The following is a 12,572-nucleotide window of genomic DNA, read 5'->3' on the forward strand; positions in this document are numbered from 1 at the left end:
GTTCTCGTTACAGGCCAACGGCATGCGCCCTCGGCCTAGCGCATCGACATGACATTCGACCCGGTTGCCGGGGCCAATGAGGCGACGTCGCTTTGCAGAATGCGGCGCATGCGTACGGCATCGCCGATGCGCGAATATTTGCCTTGAGAGTCCAGCAGCACAATGGCAATATCGCGGCCGTTGATGCGGGTCATCATGACCAGGCATTCGCCGGCCTCGTTGATATAACCCGTTTTTGACACCTTGATGTCCCAGTCCGCCTTGCGCACCAGCAAGTTGGTGTTGCGGAATGTCTGGGTGCGGTTGGCGACGTCGACTTCGTATTCGTCGTCGGTGGAATAGCGGTGGATGAGAGGACGCTGGGCTGCCGCGCGCAGCAGGCGCGCCAAATCGTGGGGGGATGACACGTTTTGGCTGGACAGGCCGGTGGGTTCGATGAAGTAGGTGCTGGACATGCCGAGCGCGCGAGCCTTGTCGTTCATGGCCCGGACAAAGGCAGGGATACCGCCCGGATAATTTCGTCCCAGTGCGTGGGCTGCCCGGTTTTCAGAGGACATCAATGCCAGGTGCAGCATGTCGCCGCGGCTCAAACGCGTTCCGACCTGCAGGCGCGATGTCGTGTGCTTGAGGACATCTACGTCTTCGGTGGTGATTTCCAGGACTTGGTCCATGGGCTGGTTGGCGTCCACGACGACCAGCGCCGTCATCAGCTTGGAAATCGAGGCGATCGGCCGTACGACGTTTTCGTTTTTGGCGAACAGGACCGTCGAGGTTTCCAGGTCCTGGGCGTAGGCCGTGGTCGAACGCAGGGCACGGATTTCCTCGCGGATGGAGGCTTCGGCGGTGGGCAGGGCGGCGGCGCTGGCGTGGGCGGCAGCGGTGCGCTGGCGTGCGATGATCGTGCTCTTGCGCGATTGGGTACGCGAAGCGGTTTTCTTGCTCGTGGTGCGGCTTGCGGATTTCTTGGCGCTAGTCTTGGCCGAGGTCTTTTTGGCCTGGGAACTGGACTTTGCCGTCGCCTTGGTGGATTTTTTGGCGGTAGCCTTGGTCGTGGACTTGGCGCTGCTCGTCGCGGTCGTCTTGGATTTCGCTGCCTTGCAGGCAGAGGATTTCGCGTTGGTTTTGCACGGGTCGGCCTTGGCCGCATAGGCCGCGCCAGGCAACAGACTGACCAGTGCCATGGCCAAAGGCACCAGGGTGGTTACAACGGCGCGTTTCCAGAAAAACACCATAAGACTACCGAGACAAAAGGGGTACGCGACCGGACTGGTCAGGGGCGGCTTGAGCGGAGCCGGGAAAAAGTCAGATGAATTATAGACTTACGTGCAGAATTTAAACAGTTTTTTTAACTGTGGCGCAAGCGCGCGATTGCAACAGAGCCTAAGCGTGGCTTTTTTGCCCTGACATGGGGGCAACAAAAGGGATGGCCTCGCCGGGTGGAATCGAACCACCAACTGACCCTTAGGAGGGGTCTGTTATATCCATTTAACTACGGCGAGGCAGGCTCGGAACGCGCAAGTTCCTGATAACAAAGCATATCGTTGGTACGACCATTCGCTTTGCGAGAGCCGAATTCTAGCATCTGGCCGGGTGTGCTTTGGTGCGTCGCAAGATTGCGTTCGCGGGTCTGCGTGGAATGCACTCATATGGTGCAGCCGTGCACGGGGGGCGATACCCCACTCCCGGGCAGGGACTAAACCGTTTTATTACGGCAGCTTGTATATGATGGGCACGATTTCATCACGTGCACAATCTTGGTGCTCAAGCCTGCGCTTTGCATCATGTCGGCGCCCGCGCTAATCCTCTAGGCAAATCAGATGTCTTCATCGCAATCCGTTTCACTACGTACCCTGTGGTTGGGCACGTTGATCGTGCTGCTCGCCATGGGTGTGCGCGCCACGTTTGGGCTGTTCATGCAGCCGATGGGCCTGGCGCATGGGTGGGGGCGCGATGTGTTTTCGATGGCGTTTGCGCTGCAAAACCTGGTGTGGGGCGTGGCCTGTATTTTCATGGGGATGCTGGCCGACCGATATGGTTCGGGGCGCACGATTGCGCTGGGCGCTTTGCTCTACGTCGCGGGCATGATCGGGACGCGCTTGGCGACCGACGAATTCAGCCTGTACATGACAGCGGGCGTGTTGGTGGGCTTGGGCCAGGCCGGTACGACTTTTCCTGTGATTTTGCCGGTGGTGGCGCGCTCGGTGCCACCGGAGTTTCGCAGCACGGCGATGGGTATTGCCAGCGCGGGCGGTTCGATGGGGCAATTTTTGGTGGTGCCTGCCGGACAAATGCTGATCAGCGGGCTGGATTGGACAGGGGCGCTATGGGCGCTTTCCTTGTTGGCGGCGACAGGTATTCCGTTGGCCTACTACCTGCGAGGCAAGCCCGCGACTCACGCTGGCGGCCAGTCGCTGTCTGCCGCCATCCGTCAGGCCTTGCAGCATCCGTCGTTCCACTTTTTGGCCGGCAGTTATTTCGTCTGTGGATTCCATACTGCGTTTATCACGCTGCATCTTCCCGCCTATGTGGCCGACGGCGGATTGAATGCCAGTCAAGGCGCGACGGCGATTGCGTTGATTGGTTTATTCAACGTGATCGGGTCGTTTTACGCCGGCAAACTGGGGGGACGCCATAGCAAGAAGAAACTATTGGCGGGCGTCTATGGCTTGCGCGCCTTTGGCATGTTGTTATTGCTGGCGATGCCCCTTTCGCCCTGGGTGCTGTACGCCTTTGCGGCCTGGATGGGCCTGTTCTGGCTGGGCACGGTGCCGTTGACCCAGGGACTGATCGGGCAGATCTACGGGCTGCGGTATGCCGCTACCTTGTCCGGCATCGCATTTTTGGGGCATCAGGTGGGCAGCTTCATTGGCGTGTGGCTGGGGGGCTATGTCTACTCCACCACGGGGAACTACGACCTGATGTGGTGGATTGGCATTGCGCTGGCCGTCATTGCCGCGCTGTTGTGCCTGCCGGTGCGCGAACAATCGCTGGAATCGCGGCCGGTGCCGCAAGCGGTGGCCTGACATGGCGCGCCGCTCTCTCTGGCGGGCGCTAGGCGCAGTCGCATTGGTAGCGGTCCTCGCGCTGGGGTTTCTCGGATACATGAGACCGGACTTGCAACTGAACTGGGAAACGCTGGCGGCGATGTGCGGGTTTTGAACTGCTTGGGATTGAATTTAAAAATTATTTTTCATGATCGATAGTTAAAAGCTATTTATCGTTTTATTTAGTTCAATTTCATCTCCTAACAAAGCCTGAGTAAGATGAGTGCTCCAGTAACACCAGGGAACCCTCATCGTGTCATCTGAAGCCAAGTGTCCTTTCCATCTCGTCGCCGGCAGCGGTACTACCAGTCACGACTGGTGGCCCAATCAATTGCGTGTCGATCTCCTCAATCAACACTCCAACCGCTCCAATCCGTTGGGCGAGACGTTCAACTACGCCGAAGAATTCAAGAAACTCGACTACCACGCACTGAAGAAAGATCTGCGTGCCTTGTTGACCGACTCACAGGACTGGTGGCCCGCAGACTGGGGTAGCTACGCCGGTTTGTTTATCCGCATGGCCTGGCACAGCGCTGGTACGTACCGCATGGTCGATGGCCGCGGCGGCGGTGGCCGGGGTCAGCAACGTTTTGCACCCTTGAACTCCTGGCCGGACAACGTCAGCCTGGACAAGGCACGCCGTCTGCTGTGGCCAATCAAGCGCAAGTATGGACAGGCGATTTCCTGGGCCGATTTGATGCAATTGGCTGGCAACGTGGCATTGGAAAACAGCGGCTTCCGCACGTTTGGTTTCGGTGCCGGCCGTGAGGATGTGTGGGAACCTGATCTGGATGTGAACTGGGGCAATGAAAAGGCCTGGTTGGCGCATCGCAAATCCGAGGCATTGGAGGGCAGCCCGCTCTCGGCGACAGAGATGGGTTTGATCTACGTGAACCCTGAAGGCCCGGAGGCCAGTGGCGATCCGCTGTCTGCAGCGCCGTTTATCCGTGCGACGTTCGGCAACATGGCGATGAACGACGAGGAAATCGTCGCGCTGATCGCGGGTGGTCACACGCTTGGCAAGACCCATGGCGCTTTCCCGGCCGACAAGATCGGCGAGGCGCCAGAGGCCTCGCCGCTCGAATCGCAGGGCTTGGGCTGGACTTCCGGCTATGGCACCGGCGTCGGCGCGGATACCGTGACTTCGGGTCTCGAAGTCGTGTGGACGCAGACCCCCACACAATGGAGCAACCACTTTTTCGAGAACCTGTTCAAGTACGAATGGGTGCAGACGCGCAGTCCGGCAGGTGCCATTCAATGGGAAGCCAGCGACGCCGAGGCCATCATCCCCGATCCGTTCGACCCGTCGAAAAAGCGCAAGCCGACAATGTTGACGACGGATCTGACACTGCGCTTTGACCCGGAATTCGAAAAAATTTCCCGTAGATTCCTTGAGGATCCGCAGGCGTTCAACGAAGCCTTTGCTCGTGCCTGGTTCAAACTGACCCATCGCGACATGGGGCCGAAGGCGCGCTACCTCGGACCGGAAATTCCGAAAGAAGATCTGATTTGGCAGGATCCGTTGCCCGCGCCCGTGCATGCGCCGACCCTTGCCGATATCGCCGATCTGAAGGCCCGCATCGCTGAGTCCGGATTGACCGTCGGTCAGTTGGTCTCAGTGGCCTGGGCTTCGGCGGCCACGTTCCGGGGCGGCGACAAGCGAGGCGGCGCTAATGGCGCACGCCTGGCCTTGGCGCCCCAAAAGGACTGGGCAGTCAATCAGACGGCAGTCTGTGCATTGGATACGCTCAAGGCGATCCAGCAGGCCAGCGGCAAGGCCTCATTGGCTGATGTGATTGTGCTGGCGGGTGTGGTCGGCATCGAGCAGGCTGCCAAGGCGGCCGGTGTGGCGATCGAGGTCCCGTTTGTGCCGGGCCGTGTCGACGCGACGCAGGAACAGACCGACGTGCCGACGTTTGAACTGATGGAGCCGGTCGTTGATGGTTTCCGCAACTACGGCAAAGGCGGTCAGGGTGTGCGCACGGAGGAATGGTTGATCGACCGGGCACAGTTGCTGACGCTCTCTGCGCCGGAGTTGACTGTGCTGATCGGCGGCCTGCGGGTGCTGGGCGCCAATTACGACGGCGGCACACATGGCGTGTTCACCGATCGTGTTGGTGTTCTGAGCAATGATTTCTTCATTAATCTGCTCGACATGAACACGGCGTGGACTGCCACCGATGACAGCGCCGAAGTCTTCGCAGGGCGTGATCGCAAGACAGGTGAGGTGAAGTACACCGCCACGCGCAATGACCTGGTGTTCGGCGCGAACTCGATCCTGCGCGCTTATGCAGAGGTTTACGCTGCCGAGGATGCGCGCGAGCGGTTCGTACGCGACTTTGTCGCCGCCTGGGCTCGGGTGATGAACCTGGATCGTTTCGACGTGCAGTGATCCCCGCATCGTAAGGGATAGCAGAACGCAAAACCGGTCGCCAAGGCGACCGGTTTTGCGTTCTGCGAAAGCGAGATGCGCGGGTGCGCGATCAGTCCAGCTTCAAGTTGGCTTCGCCGACCACTTTTTGCCATTTGGCGATTTCCGCTTGCCGGAATGTGTCCAGCTCGGCAGGCGTGGACCCAATGGCTTCTGCACCGATTCCTGCCAGGGTTTGAGCGACGCCGGGATCTTTCAGAACCTCGGCCAGGGCTTTGGACAGTTGATCGAGGATGGCTGGGGGCGTGCCTGCAGGGGCGAAGATCGCATTCCACTCATAGGACTCATAGCCGGGAACCCCCGATTCCGCAATCGTGGGCAGGTCTGGAGCGGATGGCGAACGTGTGGCGCCGCCTACCGCCAATGCACGCAGCTTGCCATTCTTCACGTGTTGCCAGCCAGAGCCCATCGAAGCAAACATCACGGGTACCTGGCCTGCCATGACGTCCAGCATGGCAGGGCCGCCACCTTTGTACGCGACATGTACCAGGTGCGTACCGGCCATCAGATTAAAGAGTTCGCCTGCCAAGTGTTGCGCCGATCCTGGGCCAGCCGAGGCGAAGTACACAGGATGGGCGGGATCTTTCCCTTTTGCAATGACATCGGCCACTGTTTGAAAGGGCGCGTTGGGGGTGACCACCAGCATATTCGGGACGCGCAACAACAGCGACACCGGGGCGAAATCTTTCAGCGTGTCGAACTGCATTTTGCTGTGCACTGCCGGGTTTTGGGCGTGATTGGACGCGTCGAGCATCAACGTATAGCCGTCTGGTTTCGCTTTGGCGACCACGGCGCCGCCGATCATGCCGCCTGCGCCACCTCGATTTTCGATGACGACGGGCTGGCCCAGTTTTTCAGCGAGTTTGGGGCCAATGAGCCGTGCGACCACGTCGACCGTTCCGCCGGGTGGATAGGTGACCACCATGGTGATGGGGCGTTCGGGATAGGCGGCCAGCGCGGCGGAGCAGGTCATCAACGTCGCGGCTATCGTGGCCACAGTACGGCAAGTCAAAGAAAATAACGGATTCATGGAGTGTCTCCCTCGATATCAAACAAGGCCGATGGGGTGGCGGCCAATATGGTGTGCAGGATGCTGGGGTCTGTGACCCAGTCGCGCAGCCAGGCAACGGTGCGTGGATAGTTCGCGTGATGCTGGTTTTCGGTATGAGGCCAATCGCTGCCCCACATCAGCCGGGTGGCCGTAAAGGCCTGCAAGAGCTGTTCGGTCGCCTGGTGTCCGAGCGTCGCGCTTTGTTCGGCGGGCCACAGGCGATAGGCTGCCGACAGCTTTACCCAAATCCGGCCGCTGGCTGCCTGATCGAGCAGATAGCGAAAACCGGGGTCGTCAATCCCCGCCGCAGGATCCGGCCTGCCGAAGTGGTCCACCACGATGTGGCAGCCTGCAGTGAGCAGGGATGGCAGCACGTCAGGCAGACGAGCTGCGGGAATATGCACCTCGACGTGCCAGCCCAATGGATTGATGTGCTCACACAATGCGCGCCATGCCGTGGACTGCAGGTCCGGCGCGGGCAGCCCAAACAGATTCAGCCGTATGCCACGCACACCGGCGTGATGCATTGCAGTCAGTTCTTGGGCGGTGATCTGTTCAGGATCTACGACGCTGACGCCACGCAATCGATGCTTGGCCTGGGCCAAGGCGCTCAATAGAAAGCGGTTGTCCGTGCCGAGGAAACTGGGCTGCACCAATACGCCGTGGGACAGACCGTGAGCATCCAGATGCATCAAATAGTCGGCAAGCGTGGCATCGTAGTCCGGCGTATAACGCCGGCGGGAAGCCATGGACAGACCACGCGTAAAAACGTGGGCATGTGTGTCGATGGCTACCGGGGTTGATAGCGGGGATGGGGCTGAAGTCAAACCAGCGTCTCCAATGGCACGCCGTGTTGCTTCGAGCGCTATGCGGCCATTTGTTTGTATGGGTGTGGAATGGCTCGCATTCTAGGATTCCCAGATATATTGATCTATGCTGAATAGGTTAATTATTCATATCCTTTTAATATGGAAACGAGGCATCTTCGCCATTTTTTGGCCGTCATCGACCGAGGGAGCGTCAGCGCTGCCGCCAATTGGTTGGGCATTGCACAGCCCGCGCTGTCCCAGTCTCTCGCCCGCATGGAAAAAGAATTAGGAGTGCAGTTGTTTGTACGCAGCCGGCGGGGCGCCGCACCGACCGCAGCCGCCCAGTCGATCTTGGAAGATGTCCGGATCAGCGTGGCGCGTATTGATGCCGCGGCCAGACGGGCTCAAGACATTGCCAAGGGCAGTGCCGGCCAATTGACCATCGGATTAGTGAGCTCCGCGTTGTTCGACATGTTGCCGCGAGCGTTGCGCGCCTTGCGCCGCGCCGCGCCTGGCGTGCGTGTTGTCCTGAGGGAAATGAGCAATGCCGAGCAGGCCGATGCGTTGGTGAGCGGCGAAATCGATCTTGGTCTGATGCATACGCCCGTGGCCGTTGCGGGCAAAATGCGTGAACGCCTGCTATTGCGTGATCGTCTGGTGGCGGCCGTGCCTGACGAATTCGTCGTCTCGGAGCAGGGCACGGTATCGTTGGCGCAGATCGCAGAAGCGGGACTGGTGCTGTATCCGCAAAACCAATTACCGGTTTTTTATGCAGGCATTCTGGATGCCTTGCGCAAGGCCGGCCTGACGCCGCATGTGGCCCAAGAAGCCAATCGTACGTTGACGGTGCTGGCTTGCGTGGCGGGCGGCTGCGGCGTGGCGCTACTGCCCAGCTGGATTCAGTCTATGGACTTTCGCGGAGTACGCTTTTGCCAGGTGCACGATGGCGATGAGTTGCCGAGTTTCGATCTCAGTGCCATCTGGCCCGCCAAGTCGGTACCGACCTTGGCGGATGTGTTTGCGAATCTGGATGTGACGACGTAGCACGCGTTTGTCTTGCTAATCAAATACATCAAACAGCACATCCGCGATGATCGCGGTGCCGATGGCCACCAATATCAGATCCGTGCCGGCCACTTGCCATTCGTAGCCCGGATGAACGGGTAAATGCGCCAGCATGGGGCCGGGCACCATTTTTTTGGCTATTCCCGGAGGCAGGGGCTTGCCGCGTGCCAGATTCTTGCGGATGCCGGGAGGCAATGCGGTATAGCGCGTTGCGCCATAGTCGACGGCATAACCGCGGGCCGTCGATACCGTGATGCCTGCGTAGCTGAGCGAAACGTTGACGTCGCTGTCTCCGCCGCCATGACCACCTTTGCCGTTGTTGCCGCCTTTTGAGTTGGATGATTTGTTGGAGTGGCTGCCGTTGCTCTGGCCGTTGTTTTTGCCGTTGCCATTCCCCTGGTTTTTGCTTTTTCCGTTTCCGTTTCCACCGCCTTGGCTGGACTGAGACGACTTCCCCTTGCCCTCGGGTGGTGCGGCCAGAGGCTGGCTGACGAGTGCGACCTGGCAGATCACGGCCGCAAAGAGGGTAGCTAATGAGGGTGCGCGCATGGTAAAGGACTCCCGCTTGTTTTGAGTATTCGACTGGCGAACCCAGTGTATGCCACCGTTTTTCTGCCGGGGTATCAAATGAGCCGCCGAGCGTTGCTAGTATGACAAAATGCAACAAAAAACGCCCCGCGCAGGGCAAGCGGGGCGTTTGGTGGACGGTGACAGGCCGGTCGATTAATCGTCGGTCAAATGTTCCGGATCCAGATGGCGGTGTTCTTTGCGATGCACCAGCACCGTGATCCCCCACATGACGACACCCAGGGCCAGCAACCATCCGGCTACCTGATACTGAATCGGATCGCGGCCCGTCAGTGGGGTGACCAGAAAGATGCAAGCAGCGGCGCCCACGCATGACAGCACCGTATTTGCACGGAAATGCTCGTGTTGGACGCGGTCTTTGCGCAGTACCAGTACCGCCACGTTGACAAAGGCAAACACCCCCAGCAACAGCAGCGCCGTGGTTCCGCCCAGGGCGCTGATAGCCTTGGAGTTGCTGGAAGACACCAGCACGATCAGCCCCAGGCCCAGCGCGGTCGTAAACAGAATCGCCGACCACGGGGTGTGATTGCGGGCATGCACATACGACAAAAACTTCGGCAGCACGCCTTGGCGCGACATCCCATACAGGAGCCGGCTGGCCATCATCATGTTGATCAGCGCCGAGTTCGCCACGGCAAACATCGAAATGATCGGCATGACGGTTTCCATCGGCAGACCGGGGGCGGCGCGTTGGACCACCAGCACGAGCGGGGTGGAGCTCGCGGCCAGTTCACCGACCGGAATCAAGGCGACGGCACAAATGGATACCAATACATAGATGACGGCGGTGATTCCCAGGCCGGTCAACATGACTTTAGGAAAGATACGGTGCGGGGCATGGACCTCTTCGGCCATGTTGACCGAGTCCTCGAACCCGACCATGGCAAAAAATGCCAACGCCGTCGCAGACGTGACTGCCAGGAAGACACTCTTGTTTTCCGGGGTTTCGAATGCCACGACGCGGGAGAAATCGGCTTGGCCGTTACTGATGGCATAAAAGCCCAACAGGATCACCAGCAGCAGCCCGCTCAGCTCGACCAGCGTCAGGACGACGTTGGCTTTTACGCTTTCTGACGCGCCACGGAAATTGACCACCATGATCAACAGCATGAATCCCAGCGCGCCCATCGTCACGGCTGTGGGGGCGTTTTCTAGCCCCAGCGCCACGAACAAATTGGCAGCAAACGCTCGCGAGGCCGTCGCCGCGGAGGTCAGTCCCGAGCACATCACCGTAAAGCAGACAATGAATGTCAGAAAATGAATGCCGAACGCTTTATGCACATAGAGTGCGGCGCCAGCAGCCCGCGGATATTTGGTGACCAGCTCCAGATAAGAAAACGCGGTGAGCAACGCCACGAAAAAGGCCACTAAAAAAGGAGCCCATGCCGCCCCGCCGACTTCGGCGGCGACCTGCCCTGTCAGAGCATAGATCCCGGTGCCCAGAATGTCGCCAATAATGAACAACAGCAGCAGCTTTGGCCCCATGACCCGTTTCAATTGGGGGTGTTCTGCGCTATCTTGCGTAGACATACTTCTCTCCTCTAGTTATTTCCGCCGGGTGCAAGTATGTCGCTGGCGGCTTCTGTCTCGTGATTGACTGTGTCACCGGTAATTACGAGAGGTTTCCATCGTGCGCCGATTTAATGAGATCCAAGGGGCGCAAAATGTGCGTCAATCGGTCGCATTGCTATTTATTGTGTTTTCTGTGCAAATTATGATTGCGGTCCCCGCCGGATAGGAGTATTTCTATACCTAACAGCAGTTCGTGACTAACACGCTGGTGTTTTGGTGGACCGGGGCAGCAGAAGTCCGGCCACGCTGAAGTGCCAGGCCAGTAGCTGTGCAGGCAATGTGTCTGCACAGGCGTAGAGCGAGGAGGCGCATATGGCAGTGGTATACGCGGATTTTGTACGTGAACGAGGCAAGGGTGGACGTACTGTCAAGACTTACCGTGCCAAATCACAGCGCGCAAAGGCGTATCAACGCGCGACCGCGGCAGCAGCACAACGGGCAGCAGCACCGGTTCATGTTCGCCAGGGCGGGGCCATTTTCTGGATGATCATGTTGCTGGCGCCTTTGGCAGGCTTGGCGGCGCCCTTGTTGGCAGTGCCTCTTATCGGTGAACCGCAAGGATGGATTTTGGCCGGTGCCGGATTGTTGGCCTGTGTCTTGATGCTATTGCGTTTGGCGATGCACGAGGCAGACCACGCTCAGCATAGCAAGTAGTCTTCATCGCATAGGTTTTGGATGCCGGTGTGGCCCTCGTGGGTCGCACCGGCATCGCCGTTTTGAGCGGCGATTCTTTCTTTTTATCCGTTTTTCGCCGAGGGGTTGCCTCGCGGCAGCCAGCGCCAGAATACTGCTGCCGCGCCCAGGCCAAATATTCCCATGGTACCGACGGCCAGAGCCAGCGACGCGACACCTGTCATGATCGACAGCACCACGGGCCCCAGGCTGCTGCCCATGTCGGCGACCAGCCGCCAGATCCCCAGAAATTCGGTACGCCCCTTGGTGGGGGCCGCGTCGGCGCCCAGCGTCATGACGATACCGGAACTGATGCCATTGCCCAGGCCCAGCATCATCGACACCACGATAAAGCCGATGACGCCCGTGCTGAGCGAGGTGCCAATCAGGGCGACCCCCATCAACAACGTAGAGGGTACCGCGACCCACAGGCGTCCGCGCCGATCCATCAAGGTACCGGCAGGGTAGAACACCGACATATCGATCGCTGCGACCAGGCCATAAATCAGAGACGTTGTACTGGCGCTCATGCCTAGATGGTCCGCCCAGAGCGGAATGACGACTTGCCGCGACGCGCGCACGGCACTGACCAGCAGGATGCCCAATCCCAGGGTCAAGAGCACTCGGCTGTGCGAGCGCGCGATATCGAGCAGTCGCGGTTTGGCGTGGGCCGAGCCGCCTGGTTGGCGCTCGGGCGGCGCCATGTCAGGCGCATGATAGGCAATCAGGCCGGCGCCCATCATGGCAGCGATCGCGACCCAATAGGCCCCGTCCAGGCCCATGAAATGGATCAATGCTGCACCGGCAAAGGGCCCGGCAAAGGCACCGATCCGCATCGTGCCTGCCAGTGTCGACAGTGCCCGCGCCCGCATATAGACCGGTACCGCATCGATCATGTAAGTCTGCCGGGCCAGCATGAAGATCGACGACGCCATGCCGATAAAGAACACGCCGACGGCGAGCATCCAGGCATGGCTGGCGAAGATGCACAACAACAGGGCCAGGACACTGAGCGCCGCCGCGCCGACCATGGAGTGCCGCTCGCCATAGCGCGAGGTCACGAGCGCCGCAGGGATATTGCTGACGAGCGAGCCGATGCCGATCAGCGCCACGATGAGTCCCGAGGTGGCGACGGACGCGCCCAACTCGCGGGCGCTCAGTGCCACTACCGGCAGAATGGCGCCGTTACTTACACCGTAGAGAACCGATGGGCCGAACGCCGGAACGGCTATTTTTTTTAAACTGAAAGGCGCGTCGGGGCTCTGCACGGTGAGGCCAAAAAGTAAGATCAGGCGCTATTCTAGACCTTTGCGGCTTGCTTGCCGGGGGCGTGGCGCGCT

At 59.6% G+C, this 12,572-nt stretch carries 11 protein-coding genes and 1 tRNA gene; 5 read left to right on the top strand and 7 right to left on the bottom strand.

Annotated elements, in window-relative coordinates; translation table 11 throughout:
• Positions 1 to 35 precede the first annotated feature (35 nt).
• Both pbpG and ACYVIT_RS05445 read right to left on the bottom strand, forming a co-directional pair.
• On the bottom strand, positions 36 to 1,232 hold the full coding sequence (pbpG, locus tag ACYVIT_RS05440; RefSeq protein ID WP_415808362.1) for a D-alanyl-D-alanine endopeptidase: 1,197 nt from the start codon (positions 1,230 to 1,232) through the stop codon (positions 36 to 38).
• Between the two features lie 192 nt (positions 1,233 to 1,424).
• Positions 1,425 to 1,499 (bottom strand) — tRNA-Arg (locus ACYVIT_RS05445).
• Between the two features lie 318 nt (positions 1,500 to 1,817).
• Here ACYVIT_RS05445 and ACYVIT_RS05450 point away from each other — a divergent pair.
• The 3 genes from ACYVIT_RS05450 to katG all read left to right on the top strand — a co-directional run bounded on the left by ACYVIT_RS05450 (position 1,818) and on the right by katG (position 5,436).
• The gene (locus ACYVIT_RS05450; RefSeq protein ID WP_415808363.1) at positions 1,818 to 3,023 is read left to right on the top strand and encodes an MFS transporter; all 1,206 of its coding nucleotides are present in this window, start codon (positions 1,818 to 1,820) and stop codon (positions 3,021 to 3,023) included.
• Between the two features lies 1 nt (position 3,024).
• On the top strand, positions 3,025 to 3,159 hold the full coding sequence (locus tag ACYVIT_RS05455) for a hypothetical protein (protein ID WP_415808364.1): 135 nt from the start codon (positions 3,025 to 3,027) through the stop codon (positions 3,157 to 3,159).
• A gap of 138 nt (positions 3,160 to 3,297) precedes the next feature.
• Entirely contained in the window at positions 3,298 to 5,436 is a 2,139-nt protein-coding gene (gene katG / locus ACYVIT_RS05460) for a catalase/peroxidase HPI (protein ID WP_415808365.1), read from the top strand.
• Between the two features lie 91 nt (positions 5,437 to 5,527).
• Here the strand turns inward: katG and ACYVIT_RS05465 are convergent, their stop codons facing one another.
• On the bottom strand, positions 5,528 to 6,505 hold the full coding sequence (locus ACYVIT_RS05465) for a tripartite tricarboxylate transporter substrate binding protein (RefSeq protein ID WP_415808366.1): 978 nt from the start codon (positions 6,503 to 6,505) through the stop codon (positions 5,528 to 5,530).
• A complete protein-coding gene (locus ACYVIT_RS05470; RefSeq protein WP_415808367.1) occupies positions 6,502 to 7,353 on the bottom strand; it encodes an amidohydrolase family protein in 852 nt (283 codons plus the stop codon). Before ACYVIT_RS05470 ends, ACYVIT_RS05465 begins: the two co-directional genes overlap by 4 nt.
• Before the next feature lie 141 nt (positions 7,354 to 7,494).
• On the opposite strand from ACYVIT_RS05470, the gene ACYVIT_RS05475 reads away from it, so the two are divergent.
• Positions 7,495 to 8,379 carry a LysR family transcriptional regulator gene (locus ACYVIT_RS05475; protein ID WP_415808368.1) on the top strand — a complete coding sequence of 295 codons (885 nt, stop codon included), beginning with the start codon at positions 7,495 to 7,497 and terminating at the stop codon, positions 8,377 to 8,379.
• Positions 8,380 to 8,394: 15 nt separating this feature from the next.
• Here ACYVIT_RS05475 and ACYVIT_RS05480 read toward each other — a convergent pair whose 3' ends face one another.
• Positions 8,395 to 8,949 (bottom strand): anti-virulence regulator CigR family protein, encoded by a 555-nt coding sequence (locus ACYVIT_RS05480; protein WP_415808369.1) that lies wholly within the window; start codon positions 8,947 to 8,949, stop codon positions 8,395 to 8,397.
• Between the two features lie 174 nt (positions 8,950 to 9,123).
• A complete protein-coding gene (locus ACYVIT_RS05485; RefSeq protein ID WP_415808370.1) occupies positions 9,124 to 10,518 on the bottom strand; it encodes an APC family permease in 1,395 nt (464 codons plus the stop codon).
• Between the two features lie 354 nt (positions 10,519 to 10,872).
• On the opposite strand from ACYVIT_RS05485, the gene ACYVIT_RS05490 reads away from it, so the two are divergent.
• The gene (locus tag ACYVIT_RS05490) at positions 10,873 to 11,214 is read left to right on the top strand and encodes a hypothetical protein (RefSeq protein WP_415808371.1); all 342 of its coding nucleotides are present in this window, start codon (positions 10,873 to 10,875) and stop codon (positions 11,212 to 11,214) included.
• Positions 11,215 to 11,297: 83 nt separating this feature from the next.
• On the opposite strand, the gene ACYVIT_RS05495 is transcribed toward ACYVIT_RS05490, so the two are convergent.
• Positions 11,298 to 12,500, bottom strand: coding sequence for an MFS transporter (locus ACYVIT_RS05495; RefSeq protein WP_415808372.1), 1,203 nt, complete (start codon positions 12,498 to 12,500; stop codon positions 11,298 to 11,300).
• Positions 12,501 to 12,572 lie beyond the last annotated feature (72 nt).

It is taken from the genome of Bordetella muralis (genome assembly GCF_054781015.1).

Excerpts from the sequence above, each read along its gene's own strand:
- ACYVIT_RS05485 (WP_415808370.1), bottom strand. The coding sequence starts at position 10,518 with ATGTCTACGCAAGATAGCGCAGAACACCCCCAATTGAAACGGGTCATG.
- ACYVIT_RS05450 (WP_415808363.1), top strand. The coding sequence starts at position 1,818 with ATGTCTTCATCGCAATCCGTTTCACTACGTACCCTGTGGTTGGGCACG.
- ACYVIT_RS05465 (WP_415808366.1), bottom strand. The coding sequence starts at position 6,505 with ATGAATCCGTTATTTTCTTTGACTTGCCGTACTGTGGCCACGATAGCC.
- pbpG (WP_415808362.1), bottom strand. The coding sequence starts at position 1,232 with ATGGTGTTTTTCTGGAAACGCGCCGTTGTAACCACCCTGGTGCCTTTG.
- ACYVIT_RS05490 (WP_415808371.1), top strand. The coding sequence starts at position 10,873 with ATGGCAGTGGTATACGCGGATTTTGTACGTGAACGAGGCAAGGGTGGA.
- ACYVIT_RS05475 (WP_415808368.1), top strand. The coding sequence starts at position 7,495 with ATGGAAACGAGGCATCTTCGCCATTTTTTGGCCGTCATCGACCGAGGG.
- ACYVIT_RS05455 (WP_415808364.1), top strand. The coding sequence starts at position 3,025 with ATGGCGCGCCGCTCTCTCTGGCGGGCGCTAGGCGCAGTCGCATTGGTA.
- ACYVIT_RS05480 (WP_415808369.1), bottom strand. The coding sequence starts at position 8,949 with ATGCGCGCACCCTCATTAGCTACCCTCTTTGCGGCCGTGATCTGCCAG.